Origin of the sequence: Nocardioides massiliensis (assembly GCF_030811215.1) — a bacterium.
Taxonomy (GTDB): Bacteria; Actinomycetota; Actinomycetes; order Propionibacteriales; family Nocardioidaceae; genus Nocardioides_A; species Nocardioides_A massiliensis.
Window position 1 is genome coordinate 2,404,225 of record NZ_JAUSQM010000001.1, and the last position, 23,465, is coordinate 2,427,689.

General features: G+C 69.3%; 25 protein-coding genes. 23 read left to right on the forward strand and 2 right to left on the reverse strand.

Annotated elements, in window-relative coordinates; translation table 11 throughout:
• Window positions 1–192: 192 nt before the first annotated feature.
• Together J2S59_RS11910 and J2S59_RS11915 are read left to right on the forward strand one after the other, a co-directional pair.
• Window positions 193–1,734 carry an ABC transporter permease gene (locus tag J2S59_RS11910; RefSeq protein WP_068116686.1) on the forward strand — a complete coding sequence of 514 codons (1,542 nt, stop codon included), beginning with the start codon at window positions 193–195 and terminating at the stop codon, window positions 1,732–1,734.
• 46 nt (window positions 1,735–1,780) lie between these two features.
• Window positions 1,781–2,833, forward strand: a complete 1,053-nt coding sequence (locus tag J2S59_RS11915; RefSeq protein ID WP_068116687.1) for an ABC transporter permease — start codon at window positions 1,781–1,783, stop codon at window positions 2,831–2,833.
• Between the two features lie 38 nt (window positions 2,834–2,871).
• On the opposite strand, the gene J2S59_RS11920 is transcribed toward J2S59_RS11915, so the two are convergent.
• Window positions 2,872–3,405 (reverse strand): PH domain-containing protein, encoded by a 534-nt coding sequence (locus tag J2S59_RS11920; RefSeq protein ID WP_181641453.1) that lies wholly within the window; start codon window positions 3,403–3,405, stop codon window positions 2,872–2,874.
• A gap of 32 nt (window positions 3,406–3,437) precedes the next feature.
• On the opposite strand from J2S59_RS11920, the gene J2S59_RS11925 reads away from it, so the two are divergent.
• The 19 genes from J2S59_RS11925 to J2S59_RS12015 all read left to right on the forward strand — a co-directional run bounded on the left by J2S59_RS11925 (window position 3,438) and on the right by J2S59_RS12015 (window position 20,469).
• Window positions 3,438–5,162, forward strand: coding sequence for an ABC transporter ATP-binding protein (locus J2S59_RS11925; protein ID WP_306825144.1), 1,725 nt, complete (start codon window positions 3,438–3,440; stop codon window positions 5,160–5,162).
• A 161-nt stretch (window positions 5,163–5,323) separates the two neighbouring features.
• Entirely contained in the window at window positions 5,324–5,782 is a 459-nt protein-coding gene (rpsP, locus tag J2S59_RS11930) for a 30S ribosomal protein S16 (protein WP_068119763.1), read from the forward strand.
• A gap of 2 nt (window positions 5,783–5,784) precedes the next feature.
• On the forward strand, window positions 5,785–6,027 hold the full coding sequence (locus tag J2S59_RS11935; protein ID WP_068119761.1) for an RNA-binding protein: 243 nt from the start codon (window positions 5,785–5,787) through the stop codon (window positions 6,025–6,027).
• 83 nt (window positions 6,028–6,110) lie between these two features.
• The gene (gene rimM, locus J2S59_RS11940) at window positions 6,111–6,677 is read left to right on the forward strand and encodes a ribosome maturation factor RimM (protein ID WP_068119760.1); all 567 of its coding nucleotides are present in this window, start codon (window positions 6,111–6,113) and stop codon (window positions 6,675–6,677) included.
• Window positions 6,674–7,798, forward strand: coding sequence for a tRNA (guanosine(37)-N1)-methyltransferase TrmD (gene trmD / locus J2S59_RS11945; protein ID WP_246360226.1), 1,125 nt, complete (start codon window positions 6,674–6,676; stop codon window positions 7,796–7,798). Before rimM ends, trmD begins: the two co-directional genes overlap by 4 nt.
• Window positions 7,799–8,046: 248 nt before the next feature.
• Entirely contained in the window at window positions 8,047–8,415 is a 369-nt protein-coding gene (gene rplS, locus J2S59_RS11950; RefSeq protein WP_306825145.1) for a 50S ribosomal protein L19, read from the forward strand.
• A gap of 33 nt (window positions 8,416–8,448) precedes the next feature.
• Window positions 8,449–9,219, forward strand: a complete 771-nt coding sequence (gene lepB / locus J2S59_RS11955) for a signal peptidase I (RefSeq protein WP_246360392.1) — start codon at window positions 8,449–8,451, stop codon at window positions 9,217–9,219.
• Between the two features lie 24 nt (window positions 9,220–9,243).
• The gene (locus J2S59_RS11960) at window positions 9,244–9,939 is read left to right on the forward strand and encodes a ribonuclease HII (protein WP_068121817.1); all 696 of its coding nucleotides are present in this window, start codon (window positions 9,244–9,246) and stop codon (window positions 9,937–9,939) included.
• Window positions 9,936–10,244: a DUF2469 domain-containing protein gene (locus tag J2S59_RS11965; RefSeq protein ID WP_068121820.1), complete on the forward strand. Its 309-nt coding sequence runs from the start codon at window positions 9,936–9,938 to the stop codon at window positions 10,242–10,244. The genes J2S59_RS11960 and J2S59_RS11965 overlap by 4 nt, the downstream gene beginning before the upstream one ends.
• 123 nt (window positions 10,245–10,367) lie before the next feature.
• Window positions 10,368–10,850: a TadE/TadG family type IV pilus assembly protein gene (locus tag J2S59_RS11970; protein ID WP_181642097.1), complete on the forward strand. Its 483-nt coding sequence runs from the start codon at window positions 10,368–10,370 to the stop codon at window positions 10,848–10,850.
• Complete coding sequence (locus J2S59_RS11975; RefSeq protein WP_068121828.1) at window positions 10,850–12,673, forward strand: Tad domain-containing protein; 1,824 nt, start codon at window positions 10,850–10,852, stop codon at window positions 12,671–12,673. The genes J2S59_RS11970 and J2S59_RS11975 overlap by 1 nt, the downstream gene beginning before the upstream one ends.
• A gap of 352 nt (window positions 12,674–13,025) precedes the next feature.
• Complete coding sequence (locus tag J2S59_RS11980) at window positions 13,026–13,454, forward strand: IS110 family transposase (RefSeq protein WP_220138378.1); 429 nt, start codon at window positions 13,026–13,028, stop codon at window positions 13,452–13,454.
• A gap of 32 nt (window positions 13,455–13,486) precedes the next feature.
• Window positions 13,487–13,873 (forward strand): transposase, encoded by a 387-nt coding sequence (locus tag J2S59_RS11985; protein WP_306825146.1) that lies wholly within the window; start codon window positions 13,487–13,489, stop codon window positions 13,871–13,873.
• A gap of 458 nt (window positions 13,874–14,331) precedes the next feature.
• Window positions 14,332–14,916, forward strand: a complete 585-nt coding sequence (locus J2S59_RS11990; protein WP_181642000.1) for a TadE/TadG family type IV pilus assembly protein — start codon at window positions 14,332–14,334, stop codon at window positions 14,914–14,916.
• A complete protein-coding gene (locus tag J2S59_RS11995) occupies window positions 14,913–16,160 on the forward strand; it encodes a pilus assembly protein TadG-related protein (protein ID WP_181642001.1) in 1,248 nt (415 codons plus the stop codon). The genes J2S59_RS11990 and J2S59_RS11995 overlap by 4 nt, the downstream gene beginning before the upstream one ends.
• 130 nt (window positions 16,161–16,290) lie before the next feature.
• Entirely contained in the window at window positions 16,291–16,689 is a 399-nt protein-coding gene (locus J2S59_RS12000) for a YraN family protein (RefSeq protein WP_068121111.1), read from the forward strand.
• Window positions 16,689–18,317, forward strand: a complete 1,629-nt coding sequence (locus J2S59_RS12005; protein WP_306825147.1) for a YifB family Mg chelatase-like AAA ATPase — start codon at window positions 16,689–16,691, stop codon at window positions 18,315–18,317. The genes J2S59_RS12000 and J2S59_RS12005 overlap by 1 nt, the downstream gene beginning before the upstream one ends.
• A complete protein-coding gene (gene dprA / locus J2S59_RS12010) occupies window positions 18,314–19,453 on the forward strand; it encodes a DNA-processing protein DprA (RefSeq protein WP_068120871.1) in 1,140 nt (379 codons plus the stop codon). Before J2S59_RS12005 ends, dprA begins: the two co-directional genes overlap by 4 nt.
• A 56-nt stretch (window positions 19,454–19,509) precedes the next feature.
• Window positions 19,510–20,469 (forward strand): tyrosine recombinase XerC, encoded by a 960-nt coding sequence (locus J2S59_RS12015; protein ID WP_068120873.1) that lies wholly within the window; start codon window positions 19,510–19,512, stop codon window positions 20,467–20,469.
• On the opposite strand, the gene J2S59_RS12020 is transcribed toward J2S59_RS12015, so the two are convergent.
• Window positions 20,431–21,078, reverse strand: a complete 648-nt coding sequence (locus J2S59_RS12020) for a murein hydrolase activator EnvC family protein (protein WP_181641967.1) — start codon at window positions 21,076–21,078, stop codon at window positions 20,431–20,433. The genes J2S59_RS12015 and J2S59_RS12020 overlap by 39 nt on opposite strands.
• Before the next feature lie 499 nt (window positions 21,079–21,577).
• Between J2S59_RS12020 and rpsB the strand changes: the two genes are divergently transcribed.
• The gene (gene rpsB / locus J2S59_RS12025) at window positions 21,578–22,585 is read left to right on the forward strand and encodes a 30S ribosomal protein S2 (protein ID WP_068118261.1); all 1,008 of its coding nucleotides are present in this window, start codon (window positions 21,578–21,580) and stop codon (window positions 22,583–22,585) included.
• Between the two features lie 44 nt (window positions 22,586–22,629).
• The gene (gene tsf / locus J2S59_RS12030) at window positions 22,630–23,445 is read left to right on the forward strand and encodes a translation elongation factor Ts (RefSeq protein ID WP_068118263.1); all 816 of its coding nucleotides are present in this window, start codon (window positions 22,630–22,632) and stop codon (window positions 23,443–23,445) included.
• Window positions 23,446–23,465: the final 20 nt, after the last annotated feature.

Below are 23,465 nucleotides of genomic sequence, written 5' to 3' on the forward strand. Positions count from 1 at the left end.
AGCTGACCGACGGTGGCCGGGGCGCCCAGCGCCCCGCCCACCGGCGGCACCTGCATCCGAGAGGGGCGTCGTCGACTCCGGCGGCGCTCCTCTCGCCAGGCTGGGGAGAGACTCTCGGCCCGAGTCTCGATCCGGCCCCACACCGACCGGTCGGCCTCCCGACCGCATCGTTCGAAGGTTGCGCGACTTCTCATGATCATGTTCTTCGCCCGGCGCCTGCTCACCTCGAGCCTGGTGGTCCTGGTCTCGACGCTCATCATGTATGTCCTGGTGGACCTGTCCATCGACCCGCTCGAGGACCTGCGCCTGAGCACGGCGCCCAACAAGGCGCAGCTGCTCGAGAGCCGGATCGCCCTGCTCAACCTCAATGACCCGGTCCTGGTGCGCTACCTCGACTGGCTCGGAGGCGTCGGGCAGTGCTTCACCGGCAGCTGCAACCTCGGCACCAACTGGGTGACCGGTCAGCCCGTGACCTCGCTGCTGTCGGGTGCGATCACGACCACCCTGCAGCTGATCACCGCGGCGACGGTGCTCGCGATCATCCTCGGCGTGCTGGTCGGCGTGGTGAGCGCGCTGCGGCAATACACGGGCTTCGACTACTCGATCACCTTCGTCTCCTTCCTGCTCTACTCGTTGCCCGTCTTCTGGGTCGCGGTGCTGCTGAAGCAGTTCGGTGCCATCGAGTTCAACAACTTCCTCGCCGACCCGAGCATCCCGCTGTGGTTCTACGTCGGCACGGTGCTGCTCGTCGGCGGGTTCACCACCGCGGCGATGGGCGGCTCCCGCCTGATGCGGTTGCGCAACTTCGCCATCTCCGGCGGACTGACCCTGCTCGCCGTGCTCTACATCGACTGGGTCAACTGGCTGACCGACCCCCAGCTGACGATCGTCGGCGTCGCGATCGGTGCGATCGCCTTCGCGATCGCGATCACGACGCTCTCGACGGGCATCCGCGACCGCCGCTCGTTCTACGCCGCGCTGACCGTGGCCGGCCTCGGCATCGCGCTCTACTACCCGATCCAGTTCCTCTGGTACTACCTCGACGAGAGCTGGCCGATCATCCTCGGCCTGGGCGTGCTCGCGGTCTTGGTCGGCATGGGCATCGGTCTGCTGTGGGGCGGGCCGGACCGCTGGCGTGCCGCGCGCACCGCCGCGATCACCGCGATCCCCGTGTCGGGGCTGCTGTTCCTCGAGCAGCTCCTGGTCAACTGGGAGCGCTACACCAACAGTGGGCTCATCCGCGGGCGACCCATCGCGACCTTCGGTCGTCGTACGCCGAACTTCGAGGGCAGCTTCTGGATGGAGACCCTCGACCTGCTGACCCACCTGGTGCTGCCGACGCTGACGCTGATCCTCATCTCGTTCGCGGCCTACACGCGCTACACGCGGGCCAGCACGCTCGAGGTGCTCAACCAGGACTACATCCGTACGGCGCGCGCCAAGGGCCTCACCGAGCGGACCGTGGTGATGCGCCACGCCTTCCGCAACGCGTTGATCCCGCTCGCCTCGATCGTGCCGGTCGACATCATCACGCTCGTCGGCGGCGCGGTGATCACCGAGACGATCTTCAGCTGGTTCGGCATGGGCAAGCTCTTCGTCGACTCGCTGGCCCACAACATCATCGATCCGGTGATGGCGTACCTGTTGATCGTGGCGATCCTCGCCGTGATCGCGAACTTCATCGCCGACCTCGTCTATGCCGTGCTCGACCCGCGGATCCGGGTGAACGCATGAGCCGGCCGGCCCGCACACACGCACGCCTCGCAGAAGGGATCCGGGCATGACCACGCCCACGCCTCCCAGCAGCGTCCCCCCCGAGGAGTCGGTCGAGAACGCGATCGAGCTCAAGGACGTCGAGGGGCTCTCGCAGGGCCGCATCGTCCTGCGCAAGTTCGTCCGCCACCGCGGCGCGATCGCCGGCACCACCGCGCTGCTGCTCATCCTGCTGCTCTCGGTGACCTCGATCGGCTACGGCCCGCTCCCCGGGTGGTGGAAGTGGGACCCCAACGCCACCAACGCCGTCATCAATCCCGGTGGCCGGCCCACGATGGGTCTACCGACGTGGCTCGGTGGCGAGGGCCTGGCGTTCGGCGACGCGCCGTTCGGCCAGGACGAGATCGGGCGTGACATCTTCGCCCGCACCATGCTCGGGGTGCAGACCTCGCTGCAGGTGATGGTCATCATCGGCCTCGTTGCCGGTGTGATCGGTGTCGCCGTGGGTGCGGCAGCCGGCTACTTCCGCGGTTGGATCGACCAGGCTCTGATGCGCCTGACCGACCTGGTCATCACCTTCCCGGTGATCGTCATCGGTGCGGTGCTGGGCAAGATGGCCGGCGCCGGTGGCGTCTTCCTGCTGGCGCTGGTGCTTGGCCTGATCACCTGGACCGGTCTGGCACGACTCGTCCGTGGTGACTTCCTGTCGCTGCGCGAGCGCGAGTTCGTCGACGCGGCCAAGGTCGCCGGAGCGAGCAACTTCCGGATCATCCGCAAGCACATGATCCCCAACGCCATGGGCGTGATCATCGTCAACATCACGTTGCTGATGGCCGCCGCGGTGCTGCTCGAGGCAGCCTTGAGCTTCCTCGGGTTCGGCGTACGCGCGCCCGATGTGTCGCTGGGCCGGATGATCTCGGAGTACCAGTCCGCGTTCAGCACGCGGCCGTGGCTGTTCTGGTGGCCGGGCGTCTTCATCATCGCCATCGCGCTGTCGATCAACTTCATCGGTGACGGCATCCGCGACGCCTTCGACCCGCGCCAGAAGAAGATCCCTTCGGCACGGGAGATGGACCGCGCCCTGCGGGCCAGCGAGCGCGGCGACAAGGACGCGTCGTGACCGCGGGCCCAGCGCACCCGCGGTCAGCGCGCCAGCAGTCAGCGCAGGAGCAGCAGGGCCAGCGGCGTCGCGACGGCGAGCGCACCGATGGTCGCCAGCGCGACCGGGTCGGGCTGGGCGACGACCTGGGCGTCCGGTCGGGCGGGGATCTCGCCGCGACCGCGCAGCTGGTCCCAGCGCTGGCGCACCAGCAGGGCCGCCTCGGTCTCCTGACCGCGGGCCCGCTGCACACCGACCGGTGCCGGCACCGCCCAGGCACTCCAGCGCTTGCCGTCGGTCGTCTCCAGGCGCAGGCCGTACCTGCTGTCGATCTCCACCAGTGCCGGCCACGGCACGACGACGCGCTGCAGGACGTTCTGCAGCGTCACCCCGTCCTCGTCGACCTGCACGAGCGGACGTCCGTAGGCCAGCCACCCGCCCACCGCGAGCAGCAGGAGCGCGGGTGTCCAGCGGAGCACGCCGCGGGCGTCGCCCGCGATCAGCAGCGAGACGGCGAACGCCACGGCGAGCGCGATGGCGGCGAACGCCAGGAAGCGGGACCAACCCGAGCGGTAGGTCTGCACGTACGCCATGGCCACACTCTGACAGACCTGGAAGGTGTCTTGTGACCACGCCCGACCCGAGTCCGCGGACCAGCTCCGACCCGACACGTGAGCCCGTGCTGGAGGTCAAGGACCTCTCGGTGTCGTTCTACGTCGACGGTGAGTGGCACGCCGCCGCGCGCGACGTGAGCTATGAGGTTCACCCCGGCGAGGTGCTCGCCATCGTGGGTGAGTCCGGCTCCGGCAAGACCCAGTCGTCGATGTCGCTGCTGGGTCTCCTGCCACCCAACGGGCGCGCCACCGGCAGCGCGAAGCTCAAGGGCAAGGAGATCCTCGGCCTGCGCGGTGCTGCCGCGCGGCGGATCCGCGGCCAGGAGATCTCGGTGATCTTCCAGGAGCCGATGACGGCGCTGAACCCCGTCTACACCATCGGCTTCCAGATCATGGAGATGCTCCGCTCCCACCTGCCCATGTCGCCCAACGAGGCGCGTGAGCGGGCTCTCGAGCTGCTCCGGCTCGTGGAGATGCCCGAGCCCGAGCGACGCTTCGACAACTTCCCCCACCAGCTCTCCGGTGGTCAGCGACAGCGCGCGATGATCGCCCAGTCGCTGGCCTGCGACCCGACCCTGCTGATCGCGGATGAGCCGACCACGGCGCTCGACGTCACCGTCCAGGCCGAGATCCTCAAGCTGATCCGCGACCTCAAGGACCGCTTCGACTCCGGCATCGTCCTGATCACCCACGACATGGGTGTCGTCGCCGACATGGCCGACCGGGTGCTGGTGATGAAGGACGGGCGGATCGTCGAGCAGGGCCCGACCCGCCAGATCTTCAACGACCCGCAGCACCCCTACACCCAGCAGCTGCTGGCGGCGGTCCCGCACTTCGGCACCCACAGCCGGCAGCCGGTCGAGCCCGACCCCGATCCGTTGGCTGGTGCTGCTGCGCCTGCGGAGCCGGTGCTGGAGCTCACCAACCTGGTCCTCGAGTATCCCAAGCGCGGCTCCCAGCCGGCCTTCCGGGCGATCGACGACGTGACGTTCTCGATCGCGCGCAACGAGATCGTCGGGCTGGTGGGGGAGTCGGGCTCGGGCAAGACGACCATCGGTCGTGCCGCCGTGGGCCTGCTGCCCATCCACGCCGGCTCGCTGAAGGTCGCCGGTGTCGAGATGGCGGGGGCGAAAGCCAAGGATCTCAAGCCGTTGCGCCGCAGGGTCGGCATCGTCTTCCAGGACCCGGGCTCCTCGCTCAACCCGCGCTTCCCGATCGGCGAGTCGATCGGCGAGCCGCTGCAGCTGCACGCCAACCTCCGGGGAGCCGAGCTGTCGCGGAAGGTGGAGGAGCTGCTCGACCAGGTGCAGCTGTCGCGGGCGATGCGCAACCGCTACCCGCACGAGCTGTCGGGCGGTCAGCGCCAGCGCGTCGGCATCGCGCGTGCCCTCGCGCTCGAGCCGGAGCTGCTCGTCGCCGACGAGCCGACCTCGGCGCTCGACGTCTCGGTGCAGGCGCGCGTGCTCGACCTCTTCCAGGAGCTGCAGCGCGAGCATGGGTTCGGCTGCCTGTTCATCAGCCACGACCTCGCGGTCGTGGAGATGCTGGCCTCCCGGATCGCGGTGCTGCACCACGGCAAGCTCGTCGAGGTCGGGCCTGCAGCGCAGGTTGCGCACCAGCCGCAGGCGGCGTACACCCAGCGCCTCGTCGCCGCCGTGCCCGTGCCGGACCCCGACGAGCAGCAAGCACGCCGCGCGGAGCGGGACGCGTTGATCGCTGCCGGCGGAGCCTCCTGATTTCTCGCCCCGCCGTACCTCTGGCACAATGACCCGCTGAGTCTCGGCGCGCGTGGACCCTCTCACCCATCGCGTGTCGTGCCCGTAGAGCCGGCGTCGCCCTTGCCCCACAGGGAGCGGCCCGCTCATCTTCCATCCAGCATCGAGGAGACACCACACCCGTGGCCGTCAAGATCCGTCTCAAGCGCATGGGCAAGGTCCGCGCGCCGTACTACCGCGTCGTTGTCGTCGACTCCCGCAAGAAGCGGGACGGCAAGGTCATCGAGGAGATCGGCAAGTACCACCCCAAGGAGGAGCCGTCGGTCATCGACGTCGTCTCCGACCGGGCGCAGTACTGGCTCGGGGTCGGCGCGCAGCCGTCCGAGGCTGTCGAGGCCCTGCTCAAGATCACCGGCGACTGGCAGAAGTTCAAGGGCCTGCCGGGCACCGAGGGCACGTTGAAGGTGGCCGAGCCCAAGCGGGACAAGGCCGAGATCTTCAACGAGGCGCTCAAGGCGTCCGACGCTCCCGCCCGCGAGGCCGTCACCAAGAAGGCCAAGAAGGACGAGGAGCCCGCAGCAGAGGCTCCGGCCGAGGAGACCGCCGAGGCTCCGGCCGAGGCTGAGAGCACCGAGGCCTGAGCGTGCTCGCCGAGGCGCTCGAGCACCTGGTGCGTGGTGTCGTCGACAACCCCGACGACGTCAGTGTCCGGGACAAGCAGCTGCGGCGCGGTTCTGTGCTCGAGGTCCGGGTCCACCCTGACGACCTCGGCAAGGTCATCGGCCGCAACGGTCGTACGGCGACAGCGTTCCGCACCGTGATCGGTGCGCTCGCAGGTCGCGGCGGGGCCCGGGTCGACTTCGTCGACGTGGACCGTCGCCGCTGAGCGGCACGCACCTACTGGCACCATCGACAGAGCGGGGAGACCGAGGTCTCCCCGCTCTGTCGCGTCTCGAGAGGAAACGCCTGATGAGTCGAGCAGCCGAGCGCCCCGAGGTGGTCGTCGGACGGGTGGGACGCGCCCACGGGGTCCGCGGCGAGGTCGCCGTCGACGTCCGCACCGACGCGCCGGAGGAGCGGTTCGCGACCGGCGCACGGCTGGACGTGACACCGCCCCGCGGGGTCCAGCGCCCGGCAGACTGCCCCGCCGCGCTCGAGGTCGAGCGGACCCGTTGGCACCAGAGCCGTCTCCTGGTGACCTTCGCCGGACTCGGCGACCGCACCCGCGCCGAGCTCCTGCGCGGCATGCTGCTGACCGTCACCCTCGACCCGACGGACACCCCGGAGGATCCCGAGGAGTTCTACGACCACCAGCTCGAGGGCCTCGAGGTCCGTACGCCCGACGGCGAGGTGGCCGGCACCGTCGCCGAGGTCATCCACGGTGCCGCCCAGGACCTGCTGGCCGTGCGCACCGACGCCGGCGAGGTGCTGGTGCCGTTCGTGCAGGCGCTCGTGCCGACGGTCGACGTGGCCGGTGGCTTCCTTGTGGTGGCCGACCGGCCCGGTCTGCTCGACCCGGAGGCGGGGGAGTCGTGAGCGCGGCTCCGGCCGGCCCGCGGATGCGGATCGACGTCGTCACGATCTTCCCGGACTACCTGGCGCCCCTGGGCCTGTCGCTGCCGGGCAAGGCGCAGGAGTCGGGACTGCTCCAGGTGGCCGTCCACGACCTGCGGCAGTGGACCACCGACCGGCACCGCACCGTCGACGACACCCCCTACGGTGGCGGCGCCGGGATGGTCATGCGGCCCGAGCCGTGGGGGGAAGCGCTGGACCACTGCCTGGACCGCGGTCCGAACCCTGCAGGCGGCGCGGTCCTGGTCGTGCCGACCCCGTCGGGGGAGCGGTTCACCCAGCGCGTCGCGGAGGAGCTCGCCGCCGAGCAGCACCTCGTCTTCGCCTGCGGGCGCTACGAGGGCATCGACCAGCGGGTGCTCGACGATGCCGCTGATCGGGGACCGGTGCGGGAGATCTCGCTGGGCGACTATGTGCTCAACGGTGGCGAGGTGGCGGCGCTCGCGGTCATCGAGGCCGTGGTGCGTCTGCTGCCCGGGTTCATGGGCAACCCCGCGTCGCTGGTCGAGGAGTCGCACTCCGACGGACTGCTCGAGTACCCCACCTACACCAAGCCGCAGGTCTGGCGCGGGCGCGAGGTGCCGGAGGTCCTGCGCAGCGGTGACCACGCACGGATCGCGAGCTGGCGCCACGAGCAGGCCCGGGCCCGCACCGCCGTACGCCGTCCGGACCTGCTGCCGGCCGTGCACGCGCTCTCGGTCGAGGGGCTGGGGGCGCTCGAGCTCCGGACGGCCGTGCCGGCCGACGCAGGGGAGCTGTGGACGTTGCGGCTCGCCTCCGGCGTCGCGGCCGGTCAGGCCGGGGAGGTCGGCGGCGCTGAGTCGTTGGAGCAGGTCCGCGCGGAGGTGGCGCGTGGCGACACCCTCGTCGTACGCGAGGGTGGGCGCCTGATCGGCTCCGTGCGCACCCGGGTCCGTGGCTCGGCGTACGTCGTCGACCGGCTCGTCGTGGCGCCGGACCTGCAGGACCGGGGGGTCGACGCCTGGCTGTTGACCGAGGCGCGCGGGCGCGTCCCGGCCGGCGTCGAGCGCACCGTGCCCGGGGACGGGGTCGACCCGCGGCTGTGGCGCCGGTCGCGGCGCTGAGGGCTCCCTGCTCGGGGGCTCGGACCAGGCGGCTCAGCCCTGCGGCCGGGCGGGCGGCGGATTTCCGGCGACGCGCGGGAGTGTGGCAGACTTCCTCCTTGGTCCAAGTCTCGACTGCCCGCCTGAGCGGGGGTCGGCGGCCCGCCTGCCACAGGGGGAGCGCCGCGGACATCGCCGCATGCGCGGCCGGACCGCCCCGATGACAACGACGTTCCGCGGGTGACCTGTGGCGCCCGTGAGGAGTGATCATGGCTCAGACCAACCCGATCGACGTGCTCGCCGAGGCGACCCGCCGTACCGACCTCCCGGAGTTCCGCGCCGGTGACACCGTCAAGGTGCACGTGAAGGTCATCGAGGGCAGCCGGTCCCGCGTGCAGGTCTTCCAGGGTGTCGTGATCCGCGTCCAGGGCGCCGGCATCGGCCGCACCTTCACCGTCCGCAAGGTCTCCTTCGGGGTCGGCGTCGAGCGGACCTTCCCGCTGCACTCGCCCATCTTCGAGCAGATCGAGGTCGTCACCCGCGGTGACGTGCGCCGCGCGAAGCTCTACTACCTGCGCAACCTGCGCGGCAAGGCGGCCAAGATCCGCGAGCGTCGCGACACCACCCCGACCGCCTGATCGTCGGCACCTCCCAGGGCCTAGGCTCACCGCGTGAGTGACCCGAGCCCGGAGGACGAGCGGCATCCCCATGGGGACCAGCCGTTCCCCAGCAGGGCGGACCGCAAAGCGGCGCGCGAGCAGCAGACCAAGGCCGGCAAGGATCGCAAGTCCATGCCGGTGTGGCAGGAGAGCATCCTGCTGCTCGGCATCGCACTGACCCTCGCGATCGTCATCAAGGCGTTCTTCGTCCAGGCGTTCTACATCCCGTCCGGGTCGATGCGCGACACCTTGGTGAAGGACGACCGGATCCTCGTGCAGAAGGTCTCCTACTGGGGCGGCGACGGGCCCGAGCGCGGTGACGTGGTGGTCTTCGCCGACCCCGGCGGCTGGCTCGACCCCGCCGAGATCCGCACCGCCGACAACCCGTTCACCAAGACGCTCGAGATGTTCGGGCTCTTCCCGACCGGTGGGCACCTGGTGAAGCGGGTCATCGGCGTCGGAGGCGACAACGTGCGCTGCTGCACCAAGCGGGGCCGCCTGGTCGTCAACGGGGTGCCGCTCCAGGAGGAGGACTACCTCTTCGACGGGGTGCGGCCGTCGCTGAACCCCTTCGAGGTCGACGTGCCCGAGGGCCGGCTGTGGCTGATGGGCGACAACCGGCCGAACTCCTCCGACTCGCGCTTCCACCTCGGTGACCCCGGTGGCGGCACGGTCGCGGTGGAGGACGTGGTCGGCAAGGTCTTCAGCGTCGTCTGGCCGCTCGACAATGCGAAGATCATGCGACGTCCCGCGACGTTCGAGGACGTCCCGGACGCATCCTGAGGTCTGCTGGTCGGTGAGTGCTCCATGACTGTCCTGCCCCGCGGTACGGCGATCCGCCGTGACGCCGGCCTGTACGGCTACCAGCGCGCGCTCGTGCGGTCGGGGCTCACCCCCGTCGCCGGTGCGGACGAGGCCGGCCGCGGTGCGTGTGCCGGACCGTTGGTCGCGGCTGCCGTGGTCCTGCCCGACGGGCGGCGCGGTGAGGTGCCCGGTCTGGCCGACTCCAAGCTGCTCACCGAGGCGGCGCGCGAGCGGTGCTACGAGCAGGTCGTGCGTCGGGCGCTGGCGTGGTCGGTGGTCGTGGTCCCGCACGACGAATGCGACCGACTCGGCATGCACGTCGCGAACATCGAGGCGCTGCGTCGTGCCGTCGCGGCGCTGGAGGTGCGTCCGGCGTACGTCCTGACCGACGGGTTCCCCGTCGACGGCCTCGGCGTACCCGGGCTGGCGGTGTGGAAGGGCGACCGGGTGGCGGCGTGCATCGCCGCAGCGTCGGTGATCGCGAAGGTGACGCGCGACCGGATCATGACCGCGTACGCCGCGGACTACCCGGCGTACTCCTTCGACGTCCACAAGGGCTACATCACGCCCCTGCACACCGCCGAGCTCGCCGAGCACGGGCCGTGCGAGATCCATCGCTGGTGCTTCGTCAACGTGCGTCGGGCTGCGGGGCTATCCTCGCCAGCGTCCGAAGACCGCTGCGCGGAGGAGACGCAATGAGCACGGAGGACCTCGAGAAGTACGAGGCCGAGATGGAGCTCAAGCTCTACCGCGAGTACCGCGACGTGGTGGGGATCTTCAAGTACGTCGTCGAGACCGATCGGCGCTTCTATCTCTGCAACGCCGTGGACGTGAAGGCGCGCACCGAGGCCGGTGACGTGTTCTTCGAGGTGTCGATGACCGACGCGTGGGTGTGGGACATGTATCGACCCGCGCGCTTCGCGAAGAACGTCAAGGTGCTGACCTTCAAGGACGTCAACGTCGAGGAGCTGGCGGCGCAGGACTTCGAGCCGCCGAAGAACTGAGCGCGCTTCGAAATTCCTCGTGGAGGTGCTAGTCGCCGTCGAGCTTGTCGAGACCCCTCAGGTCAGCACTCCCGGGGCCGATCACGGTTGTGATCCGTCCCACCAACTTCAGGAGGGGGAATCGTGCTCCGACGTCGCGCATGCGCGCGCCCTCTGCGTCTTGAGGACCGGCTGATCCGCCGAAATCGTCGTGCCGACGGCGGCGCGGCCGCGGTTGAAGCTGCCTTGATCATTTGCTTCCTGGTCCTGCCGTTGACGTTCGGGATCATCGGGTACGGCTACATGCTCAGCTTCCGGCAGGCGATCAGCCAGGCGGCTTCAGAAGCGGCACGCGCCGCTGCCGTGGAGATCTCTGCGACGGACGGTCCGGCCAAAGAGGCCATGGCGCGAACCATGATCAACGAAGCCGTAGCGTCTTACGGCGTTTCCTGCGGTGCTGTCCTGAACTGTGAGGTCGATCCCGCAGCTGAATGTGGGACGGGCACCTGCGCGGAGGTCACCGTGAGTTACCCCTATCGCGATCATTCGCTCCTGCCGTCACTCCCCGGGATGGGCATCATCTATCCCAAGTCTCTGAGCTACTCGGCGTCGGTGAGGGCGGACTGATGCGGTTCGGCAGGCGCAGGAACGAACGAGGTGCCGCCGCGATCATGCTGGCGGCGGTCGTTGTCCTCGTAGTCGCGATCGCTGCCTTTGCCGTCGACTTGGGTGTTCAGCGAGTCGAACGCCGCGACATGCAGGCACTCGCCGATGTAGTTGCCATGGACATGGCGCGAGAACTGAAGGGGCGAAGCATTGGCGAAATCCGGGAGGATGAAGCCTGGACGAGCGCTCTGCGGAGCACGGTAGAGCGCCAGCTCCCGACTGAGAACGGCTCGTGGAGTGTTGATACCGGTGAACCCGGCGCGAGCGTGGCTACGAGCGTGCATTACCCGGAGATCCGCGTCAAAGTAACTTTCGCTATGCAAGACGATGCTGGCTTAGTCGACGTTAGCGGTGACGACGACCTCCCTGAAGCGGTGAAGGTTCAAACCTCGTCGTCGGTCGACTTCGCCTTTGTAGGCGGAGCAGGCGGTGTATCTCGGCAGTCGTACGCGCTTGCCCAGGCCACTGCCTGTTTTCGGGTCGGGTCACTTGCTGCGTCGGTCGATAGCGCGCAGAGCGCGCTCCTGAACCCGATCCTCGGTGCCCTCCTCGGCTCAACTGTCGATCTTGACTTGGTGCACTATCAGGGCCTCGCGAATGCCAGCGTCACCCTCACGGAGTTGGTGGAGATCGGCGGCCTCTCAGCGGGATCTCCGGAGAGACTCCTGCACTCCGGGTCAGTTGAGATTGCCGACCTGATCGACGCCACGATCACGGTGCTTGACGCCAGGGGTCTCGTAGATGCTCAGGCGCTGAAACGGTTGGGAGAGATCAACGTTGCCGCCAGCACGCCGCCGATCCGTCTAGGCGATCTGATCAAGGCGGCGCCCGGCGACGATGCGGCTCTGGATGCCGATGTCAACGTGCTGGATCTGATTTCTGGCGCAGCGTTCCTGAGTAGTCGAGGCAGGTCCGCGATTGGGTTGAACGACTTTTCTTTAGCGTTGCCCGATTCGTTGACGGGCGCAACGGTATCTGCGGATCTCGACGTAATTCAAGCTCCCCAGATGGCATGTGGCCACTTGGGGACGGTGGCCCGTACGGCCCAGGTTGTAGTGAGGGTCAATGTGCAGATTCCGGCAAGGACGATTTCGGTGCCCGGCCTGGCGACTTCAGTCACGGTCAAACCCGCCACAATCACTCTGACCGTTGACCTCGCCGGCGCCGAAGCTCGTTTGCTGGACGTCCCCTGCACTCAGGGTGACCCAACCTCGATGCAAGTGGCTGTGAAGTCGGCCGTGGCAGGCCCGGTTTCTGTGGCTGGGACTCTGGGGTTCAACGTCTCGTCGAACCCTCTCGGCGGCCTCTTGGATTTGCTGTTGGGTTGGTTGAAGTTAAGTTTGCTCGACTTGCTTAGTGCGCCGACGATCGTTGTGGAAGGTAATGTAGGTGTCGGTGCTTCAATACCGATGCCGGACGCTTACAACCGTTCCGTTTCGATTCCACTGCCGACCGGATATGGCGTACGACATGGCACTGGCTCAGGGGTGCTCCTTTCGACGCCCACGATCGAAGCAACCAGTGCAACGAATGTGAGTATTCACTACAAGCGTCTGTTCGGCTCGGATCGGGTAGTTGAAGTACTGAATACTGAGCCACTGTTCGACAACATCGTTAGCCCAGTTGTAAGCGGACTAACTTCTGTCTTGGGTCCGCTCGTCGACGACGTGTTGCAGCCGCTAATCGTCGAACCGTTGTCGAAGTTGTTAGGGTTGCAACTCGGTGGTGCCGACATCGTGGCCGTTCCCGATGCCAGGTGTGCCTCGCCGAGATTGATCCGCTAGACGGTATGTAGCGGCCCGGTCGTAGTGGCGGGGTTGCGGGCCGGGGCCTCGCTCACGACATTCGTGGGTTAGCGAGCAGGGGCCACCTGCTCGGTCTCTCGACATTCGTGGGAGGCCCCGGTGTTCACCGAGCGTACGAGCGTGGGGCTCGACGTGCACGCACGATCGGTCGTCGCAGCAGCGATCGATGGCGTCACGGGCGAGCTCATCCAGACCAAACTGACTCCTCACACGAGCACATCCGTTCCTGGCTCAGCGCGCTTCCCGGCCCGGTCCCGGTGGCCTATGAAGCAGGACCGACCGGTTCGGGCTGTCGCGGTCGCTGAGCTCGGCCGGGATCGGGTGCGAGGTTGTGGCACCGAGCAAGCTGCAGCGTCCCAGCGGGGACCACGTCAAGACCGACGCGAAGGACGCGGTGCACTTGGCGCGGTTGCTGAGACTCGATGAGTACACCTCGGTGTCGATCCCGAGCATCGACCAAGAACACGCCCGCCATCTGGTCCACGCACGCGAGGACGCCCGCGGTGACCTGATGCGCGCACGTCACCGACTGTCCAAGCTCTTGTTGCGTCAGGGCATCGTCTACTCCGGCGGGAAAGCCTGGACCGATGCCCACGACGCGTGGTTGCGCCGACAACGGTTCGAATCACCGGCGCTGCAGATGACCTTCGAGTCCGACTTCGACGCCGTGCTGACGGTGAAAGCCCGCCGAGACCGACTGGACGAGGCAATCGCCGCGATGGCTGCGAACAGCGAGTTCACCCCGCTCGTGCGGCGCTGAGCTGTCTGCGCGGGATCAGCAATCTGACCGCTTTGGCACTGGCGGTGGAGATCGGCGACTGGCACCGGTGCAGCGGCAACACCATCGGCGCGTTCGTCGGGCTCGTCCCATCCGAGTACTCCTCGGGCCGGTCACGAGCACAAGGCTCGATCACCAAGACCGGCAACACCCACGTCCGCAGGCTGCTGGTTGAGGCTGCCTGGCACCACCGCGCCCGCTACGTCGTCGGCAAGACCATGCGTGACCGATGGGAACTCGCCACGCCTGCTGCTCGAGCCCGCGGCGACGACGGCAACCGCCCACTCCATGCTCGTTGGAACACCTTCCGTGAGCGCCGAAATCGTCACGTCGTAGCGAACGTCGCGATCGCTCGCGAGCTGGCCGGCTGGTGCTGGTCCCTGGCCGTGCTCGAGGAATAACCACCCCAGACCGCTTCGCCGACAAGGTGGGTGGAAGCAGCGCGTGGAGCGACCCGCGAAGCAACTATGAGCAGCCCGACTACACCGGGCGACGCTCGACCCTAGACACGCGGTCCGCTCCTGCCGAACACCCCGTCCTGCGGTAATCAACCCGCGCATATCAGTCTGACCGCGGTCGCCAACGACACGCTCCCCACCGACCACATCGACGAAGCCAGAGGCGCCCGCCCCCACCAACGGGGACGGGCGCCTCACCCTGCCTCTTGACAGGAAATCACTACATATCAGTTGCGGTAGCGGCCCTACGATTACGCCCCTCGCGCAACGAAGACGGCGCTTACGCCACTGGTCGAACTCGCCGCTCCATTCGGCCTGAGCGCTGGGCAGGCGTCCGGTCTCGTGTGTCGGGGTGCGCCATTGCGGGTCTGTGCTCCAAGGCCTCTGTTCCGCAAGGTCTCATGGAGATCCGCACCACATCTCCTCAAGAGAGGGCTCCCTCGGCCGTTATGGAACTCGAGCATTGGTTCTTGGGGAGGGGGGGCGTGGCTCGTCATCGGCATGCGCGGATGGAGCAAGACAATGGGGCGGCAGCGGTCGAGTTCGCGCTCGTGGGCTCGGTGCTGCTCCTGATCGTCTTCGGGGTGTTGCAGTACGGCCTGTACTTCAACGACTCACTGAATCTTCGCCAAGGCGTGCGCGAAGCTGCACGGATGGCAGTGGTGAAGTCGCACTCCTGCGGAAGTGACGACAACCAGTGGGCGGCCTTCGAGTGCACCGTGAGGGAACAGGTGAACGCGCTCACCGGACCGGCGCAGGTCCGGGTGACCGCGCCAGAGGGTTGGGCGAAGGGTCGCCCGTTGCTGGTCTGTGCGGTGGTGGATTCCGGTGCTGATCTCGGTCTGCTGCCGATGCCGAACGGCGGGGTCATCTCTACCAAGTTGCGCATGTCCATCGAGGTCGACGACGTGGAGCCGACCGGGGCGGTCGCCATGGCTAAGGCGTCCGTCGACCCGTCGGGGGACGCGTGGGCGTGGTGCAGGTGAGTGCCCCCGGGCGCGATGAGTCAGGCGCCATCGCTCTCCTGGTCGCGTTCATCGCTGTCGCCCTTCTGCTCGTCGTGGGTCTGGTGATGGACCTCGGCCTTGCTCGCGACGTACGTGCACAGTCGCAGAACGCGGCGGACGCCTCGGCGCTCGCAGCGGGGACAGCGTTGTACGACGATCAGGGTCGCGTTGACCTGGCCGCAGCGGTGCAAGCGGCTCAGACCTATGCAGCCGAGAACTTCGGCGTCTCCGAGGCGGACTGGGAGGGGTGTACCGACCCAGACCGACTCGTGCATGCTGCGGACGGAAGCGGTTGCATCTCGTTCGACGACGTCGCGCGACCCTCAAAGGTGCGGGTGCGTATCCCCACGCGGGAGGTGAAGCCGGCGTTCGGCGGACTCGCCGGGATCGAGAGCATCCCGATCGGTACCGCGGCGCAAGCGGCCCTCCTCCCGGGAGAGGTGTACCGGTGCGCGTTGTGCGTGCTCGGACAGGGGACGCACGACGTGGGCAACGGCGACATCACCGTGGAGAACAGCGGCGTGCACATCAACGGCAGCATCGTCGCCGGCCCCAACGGGCACGTCACGGCGGTGGCACACCAGATCACGGTCGAGGGCACCGCCACCGGGCACAACTTCGTCCCGAAGGCCCGGACTGGCGCCGGTCGAGTGGGCGATCCGTTGGCGGGGCTGGCGCTCCCCGACCTCCGAGGTATTCCGGCGAAGTTGAATCCTTGTGCGGACGGACCTGGCGTCTACGGTGCCCACGAGCTCCCGGACAGAACCTGCGTCCTGCAACCGGGCCTCTACGTCCTGACAGGCCGTTGGGGGCTCAAGAACAACACCGATCTTCGAGGCACGGGCGTCACGTTGTTTGCGACCTGCGGGACGGCCGTGGCGCCGAGGAACTGCCAGCCCGGCGAAGCTGGTGGCCAGTTCGACGCCACCAACGGAGACGTCACGATCACGGCAGGGGCGATCCCCGGTATCGCGATCCTGTACGACCGCCACAACACCGCCGAGGTCCGGGTCCAGGGAAACGGCGTCACCAACATCACCGGGACCGTGTACGCCGCCTCCGCACGGCTCTACGCGAACGGCAACTCGGGCAACGGGGTCACCAACGGGTCGATCGTGGTGCGGGGCATCTACCTGAACGGCAACAAGTCCCACCTGCGGGTCACCAACGGGCTCACCCAGACGTGGCAACGGCCACCTGGGAGTCTGCACCTGCAGAATTGACGCATGGGCCGGCGCGACCGTCAGCCGTCCCCAGCCCGGCGTGAGCCGTTGTTGTCCCCAGTACCGGTCGTGCGAGGACGGTGCGGAGTGCCCTTTGTAAGAGGTTCTCCTCCTACGGAGGAGGACCCTGATGCACTCAGATCCCACGGTCGCGTCGCGTTCTGGCGCGACCGCAGCCCAGAAGCACGCCCTCGGCGAGTACGGCGAGCGCATCGCCGTACGCCATCTGACCGACCAGGGGATGGTGGTGCTCGAGCAGAACTGGCGCTGTGACGCTGGCGAGCTCGACATCGTGCTCAAAGACGGCCGGGCGCTGGTGGTCTGCGAGGTCAAGACCCGCAGCAGCAATGCTTTCGGCTCGCCGTTGGAGGGCGTCACCGTTGCGAAGGCGCAGCGCCTGCGCCGGCTGGCGGCGAAGTGGATCGAGGCGCGCGGCGTTCACCCGCCCGAGGTGCGGATCGACGTCGTCGGCGTGTTGCGGTCCCGCTCGGGTCCCGCGCAGGTCGAGCACATCCGCGGGGTCGGCTGATGGGGTACGCCACGGCCCGCTCCATCACGCTCACCGGAGCGAGCGGCCACCTGGTCGACGTACAGGTCGACGTCTCCCAAGGACTGATCGCGACGATGATCGTCGGTCGACCGGACCCGTCGATCAGCGAGGGTCGGGACCGGTGCCGCGCGGCCGTGACCAACAGTCGGTTCCCGTGGCCGGTGACCCGGCGTACGACGATCCTTCTCGCACCCACCGACCTGCCGAAGCGCGGGCCGCACTTCGACCTGGCCATGGCTCTCGCCGTACTCGCGGCCGCGGGCGACTCGCTGGCGCCGCAGGGCGAGCCGACGCGCAGGCTCAAGCCGGACATGCTCGCCGACACTGTCTTCCTCGGTGAGCTCCGGCTCGATGGGGGACTGCGCTGCGTGCCGGCGGTGCTGCCGATGGTGATGGCTGCGCGCGCTCACGGCATCGCCCGCGTGATCGTCCCCGAGCCGCAGGTCGCGGAGGCGACGATGGTGCCGGGGATCGAGGTCATCGGTGCACGATCGCTCGCCCAGGTGGTCGCGGTGCTGCGCGGCGACGAGATCCCCGACGCGCCGCCGGTCGACGGGGCGTCGCAGGCGTCGTTCCTGCGGTGGCGAGGCGAGGACCGGCTGCATGACCTGGACCTGGCCGATGTGCTCGGGATGGAGGACGCGCGTTTCGCGCTCGAGGTCGCTGCGGCCGGCGGCCACCACCTGATGATCACCGGACCCAAGGGCGCCGGGAAGACGACGCTGGCCGAGCGTCTTCCGGGTCTGTTGCCGGACCTCACCGTCGAGGAGTCCCTGGAACTCACCGCGCTGCACTCCCTCGCCGGGGTCCTCGACCCCGCTGCTCCGCGGCTGGTGCGACCGCCGTTCTTCGCGCCGCACCACTCGTCCACCCGGGCCAGTCTGCTGGGTGGCGGCAGCGGGAAGGTGCGGCCCGGCGAGCTCAGCCGGGCTCACCTCGGCGTCCTCTTCCTCGACGAGTTCCCCCTGTTCAGCAGCGACATCGTCGAGGCGCTGCGTCAACCGCTCGAGAGCGGTGAGGTGACGATCGCGCGGGGCGAGGAGACCGCGACGTACCCAGCCCGCACCATGTTCGTGCTCGCCATGAACCCGTGCCCGTGTGGCGACTACTCACCGAGTGCCGGAGCGCAGGACCGTTGCGTCTGCGCGGAGGTCAAACGCCGCGAGTACCGCCGGAAGATCTCGGGCCCGGTCGCCGACCGCATAGACATCGTGCGGTACGTCGAGCCACTTCGACCCCACGAGGCGCGCGATCCGCTGGCCTCGCCCGAACCCAGCGCCGTCGTCCGCGCCCGCGTCGAGGCGGCACGGGCACGCCAGAGCACGCGGTACGCCGAGACGCCGTGGCGGCTCAACGCCGACGTACCGGGGCCGGTCCTGTTGTCGGACTTCCCGTTGACGGAGGAGGGGCGACGGTTGCTCGACACCGAGCTCTACGGCGGGTCGCTCACCCGTCGTGGAGCGACACGGGTCCATCGTCTCGCCTGGACGATCGCCGACCTGTTCAGCTCCGCGCGCCCCGGGTCGGTCGAGGTCGACATGGCACTCCGCCTGCGCACGGGACGGCCGTTGGAAGCGCGGTGGCTCCAAGAGCGGTCCGCCTCATGACCGCGTCAGCGGAGGAGCGGGAGGCGCGTGCGGCACTGTCCCGGCTGACCGAGCCCGGGCGCCGCAACCTCGCGCAGGCGGTGGCGCAGCACGGCGCTGTGCTCGTGCTGGAGGAGATCCGTTCCGAGAGCGACGTGCTCGGGAATCGCAGCGACCTGGCCGATCGACTGCGCGGGCTCGACGCCCGCGCGGAGCTTGATCGCGCTGCGGAGCAGGGCATCCGGTTCGTCATTCCTGGCGACGATGAGTGGCCGTCGGCGGTCGACGGGCTCAACGACTGCGGGCAGGTCGACGGCAGCGGGGGAGCGCCGCTCGGGTTGTGGGCCCGCGGGCCCTTGCGGCTCGACGAGGTCGCCATCCAGGCGGTCGCAGTGGTGGGCTCGCGCTCCGCGACGACGTACGGCACCACGGTCGCCGGAGACCTCTCGGCACGCATGGCCCACGAGGGGTGGACGGTGGTCTCCGGTGGAGCCTTCGGCATCGACCAGGCGGCGCACCGTGGCGCGCTGGCCGAGGGTCGGACCGCGGTCGTGCTCGCGTGCGGGGTGGATCGGGCCTACCCGATCGCCCACCAGCGGCTGCTCGGGTTCGTCGCCGAGCACGGCGTGATCGTGTCCGAGCTGCCGCCAGGGTGCACGGTGACCCGCGGCAGGTTTCTGACCCGCAACCGTGTGATCGCCGCTCTCTCGTCGGGCACCGTCGTGATCGAGGCGGCCCTGCGCAGCGGTGCGATCAACACTGCCTCGTGGACCAACGAGCTCGGTCGTCCGTTGATGGCGGTCCCCGGTCCGGTGACGAGCGCAGCCTCGGCGGGCGCGCACCAGCTGATCCGCAACCGGGGTGCGGTCCTCGTCACCCGCGGCGAGGAGGTCCTCGAGCTGCTCGCGCCGATGGGCAGTCGGACGCTCGACGAGCCGCGTGGCGCTGAGTCCCCGCGCGACTGGCTCGACCCGATCGAGAAGCGCGTGCTGGATGCGTTGCCCGTACGCCGCCCCGCCGGTCTTGCCTCGCTTGCGTCGACCGCCGGCCTCGCCCGGCCGCGGGTCCGTCGGTCGCTGGCTGTGCTCGAGGAGGCGGGGTTCGCCGAGGCCAGCGAGGACGGGTGGCGCCTGGGGCCTCTGGGGCGCAGCACCTGACGGCGCGCCCTGCGTGGCGCGCTCGCCGGAGGACGCCCCGCTCCTAGGCTCCAAGCATGACCGCAGATCCGACTGAGGCGGGCTCGGGCTCCGCCGACCCGGACCTGCCGGAGTCCTTCGCCCGGGTGCTGGCCGACTACGAGCGACACCTCGCGGTGGAGCGCGACCTCACCCCACACTCGGTGCGCGCCTACGTCGGTGACGTCACCGGGCTGCTCGAGCACGCCGCACGGCTCGGCCACCACGAGCTCGACGGTCTGGACCTGCGCCTGCTGCGCAGCTGGTTGGCCAAGCAGCAGACGCTGGGCCTGGCGCGCACGACCTTGGCGCGCCGCGCGACCGCTGCCCGCGTCTTCACCCGATGGGCAGCCCGGACCGGCCGCGCATCCACCGACGCCGGCGCGCTGCTCGGCTCACCCAAGCCGCACCGGACGCTGCCGCCCGTGCTGCGCCGCGACGAGGCGCGCGACCTGCTCACCGAGGCTGCCACCCACGCGGCCGACGGCACGCCCGAGGGGCTGCGCGACGCCGCTGTGCTCGAGCTCCTGTATGCCACCGGGATCCGGGTGGGGGAGCTGTGCGGCCTCGACGTCGACGACCTGGATCGGGAGCGGCGGGTCGTCCGCGTGCTCGGCAAGGGACGCAAGGAGCGGGCCGTGCCGTTCGGCAAGCCGGCCGAGGACGCCGTCGACGCCTGGCTGGTGCGGGGTCGCCCGGAGCTGGCCGCTGACCGCTCCGGCAGCGCGCTCTTCCTCGGAGCCCGCGGCGGACGGTTGGACCAGCGGCGCGTCCGCGAGCTCGTGCACGCCCGCATCGCCGCCGTCCCTGGCGCGCCCGACCTCGGCCCGCACGGACTGCGCCACACGGCTGCGACCCACCTGCTGGAGGGCGGCGCGGACCTGCGGGTCGTCCAGGAGCTGCTCGGCCACAGCACGCTGGCGACGACGCAGCTCTACACCCACGTGAGCACTGACCGGCTACGCCAGGCCTACCGTCAGGCCCACCCGCGCGCCTGACTCCACGGGCAGGGCAGCGGCGGCCAGCGCGGACGACGGGGCCGGGCCGCTGGGGCCGAACCCGCGAGTGCTGGGCAGGCCGTCCCACGGCACCAGCCGGACGGGGCCGCCGCCGACCAGGGTCAACGGGTCGACGTACTCGTCACCGGTGAAGGTGGTGTGGATGAGGCCCCAGTGCAGGCAATACAACGGAGCGCAGTGGCCCGGTGTCGGCGCCAGCGTGCCCAGTCGCCCGCCCCGCGCGACCACGTCACCGACGCTGACCTCGACGTCGACGGGCTCGTACGTCGTACGCCGCCCTCCGTGGTCGACCACCACGACACCACGACCGGCCAGCATGCCGGCGTAGCTGATGGTGCCGCCCAGCGCAGCGCGGACCGGTTGGCCGACGTACCCCCGGAGGTCGACGCCGCGGTGCCCCGCGCCCCACGTCACCGCCGGCGGGTCGAAGCCCTTCACCACCTCGGGGCGCGGGTCGAGGGGCCACACACCATCGGTGGACGCAGGCTCGCCGAACCCGGCCGCGGGCGACGAGGCCACGAGGAGGATGAGCGCGACGAGCACTGCCATCAGGGATGCCCGGCACGAGGTCCGGAGGGCGGAGGTCATCGCAACATCCAAGGACGGGCGGGCCGGCGGTTGGGGCGCGTCGCCAACGCCGGTGGAGGAGCAGCTCTCGCGGTCGGATGGGGACGCCGAGCGGTCGCTGGCACCGTCGGCACGGATCCGGCACCCGGCGCCGCCGTACACGCTCGGTCCCACCGGTCACACTTCGGACAGGTTGTTGCGCGACACGCCGGCGAGAACCTGTCCGAAGCGCTGAAGTCGCCACAGATGTGGCGTTTTGTGGGGCAGGTGGGGCGACCCCGGGGGCCGATTAGGCCAACCCCCACCCCCGGACCTACGATTGAGGCAGCGGCCCGCGTGTGCGGGTCGACTTCGCGCGCTCGTTTCCAGACTCCGCTACGGCGGGGACCGGGCGACGACCTCCAGTCCTGGGCAACCGGGTCGGGTCGCGCCGAGCGCCAGGGCGGGACACGCACCGGGCGTGCCCTGCGACAAACTGGACGGCCCCCGCGTGGGGCCATGAAGAAGAGGTACGGACACCATGGCCGTCGTCACCATGCGCCAGCTCCTCGAGAGCGGCGTCCACTTCGGGCACCAGACCCGTCGCTGGAACCCCAAGATGAAGCGCTTCATCATGACCGAGCGCAATGGCATCTACATCATCGACCTGCAGCAGTCGCTGGCCTACATCGACCGCAGCTACCAGTTCATCAAGGATACCGTCGCCAAGGGCGGCACCGTGATGTTCGTGGGCACCAAGAAGCAGGCCCAGGAGGCGATCGCCGAGCAGGCGACCCGCGTCGGGATGCCCTACGTCAACCAGCGCTGGCTGGGCGGCATGCTCACCAACTTCCAGACCGTGCACCAGCGGATCAACCGCCTCAAGGAGCTCGACGAGATCGACTTCGACGACGTGGCGGGCAGCAGCCGCACCAAGAAGGAGCTGCTGCAGATGCGTCGCGAGCGCGACAAGCTCAACAAGTCGCTCGGCGGTATTCGCGAGATGACCCGCACCCCCAACGCGGTGTGGATCGTCGACACCAACAAGGAGCACCTCGCCGTCGAGGAGGCGCGCAAGCTGCGCATCCCGATCATCGGCATCCTGGACTCCAACTGCGACCCCGACGTCGTCGACTACCCGATCCCGGGCAACGACGACGCGATCCGCGCGGTCGGGCTGCTGACCCGCGTCGTGGCCGACGCCGTGGCCGAGGGCCTCATCGCCCGCTCGGGTGCGAAGACCGCCGAGGGTGGCGGCACCACCGACGAGCCGCTGGCCGAGTGGGAGCGCGAGCTCCTCGCCGGTGAGGCGGAGAAGGCTGCCGTCTCCGCGACCGGCGGCGACGCCGCGACCGAGGCCCCGGCGGCCGAGGCGACCGGCGCGTCGAGCGAGTCCACCGAGGTCGCTGCTCCCGCGCAGGAGGCCACCGAGCCCGTGGGTGCCACCGCCGGTGCGGGCGGCGCCGAGGACCCGGCCGCCGAGCAGAAGGCTCCCGAGGCTCCCGCCGAGGCCACCGCTGCGGCGGAGACCGAGGCCGAGCAGGCCTGAGCAGCCCACCCCGTACGACGACCCCAGAAGGGATCACCACTTTCATGGCGAACATTTCCGCCGCCGACGTCAAGAAGCTCCGTGAGCTCACCGGCGCCGGCATGATGGACTGCAAGAAGGCCCTGACCGAGGCCGAGGGCGACTTCGACAAGGCCGCCGAGATCCTCCGGATCAAGGGTGGCAAGAAGATGGCTGAGCGCGCCGCCGAGCGCGAGGCGTCGGCCGGCCTGGTCGCCACCGCGGGTGGTGCCCTCGTCGAAGTCAAGTGCGAGACCGACTTCGTCGCCAAGAACGACGACTTCATCGCCGCCGCCCAGCGGATCGCCGAGGCCGCCGACGCGGCCAAGGCGGCCGACACCGAGGCGCTCAAGGCGGTCGAGCTCGACGGCAAGACCGTCGGCGAGATCGTCGACGGGCTCGCCGTGTCGATCGGCGAGAAGATCGAGCTGGGCCGCGTGGCCTACTTCGACGGCACGGTCGCGACCTACATGCACAAGCGCGCCGCGGACCTCCCGCCGGCCGTGGGCGTGCTCGTGGCGTACGACGGTGCCTCCGACGAGGCCGCACGCGGTGTCGCGATGCAGATCGCGGCGATGCGGCCGAAGTACCTCACCCGTGACGAGGTGCCCGAGGAGATCGTCGCCAAGGAGCGCGAGATCGCCGAGGCCACCGCGCGTGAGGAGGGCAAGCCCGAGCAGGCGCTGCCCAAGATCATCGAGGGTCGCGTCAACGGCTTCTTCAAGGACGTCGTCCTGCTCGAGCAGGCGTCGGTCCAGGAGAGCAAGAAGACGGTCAAGGCCGTGCTCGACGAGGCCGGCGTGACGGTGACGAAGTTCGCTCGCTTCGAGGTGGGGGGCTGAGTTTCGCCCGATACCTCACC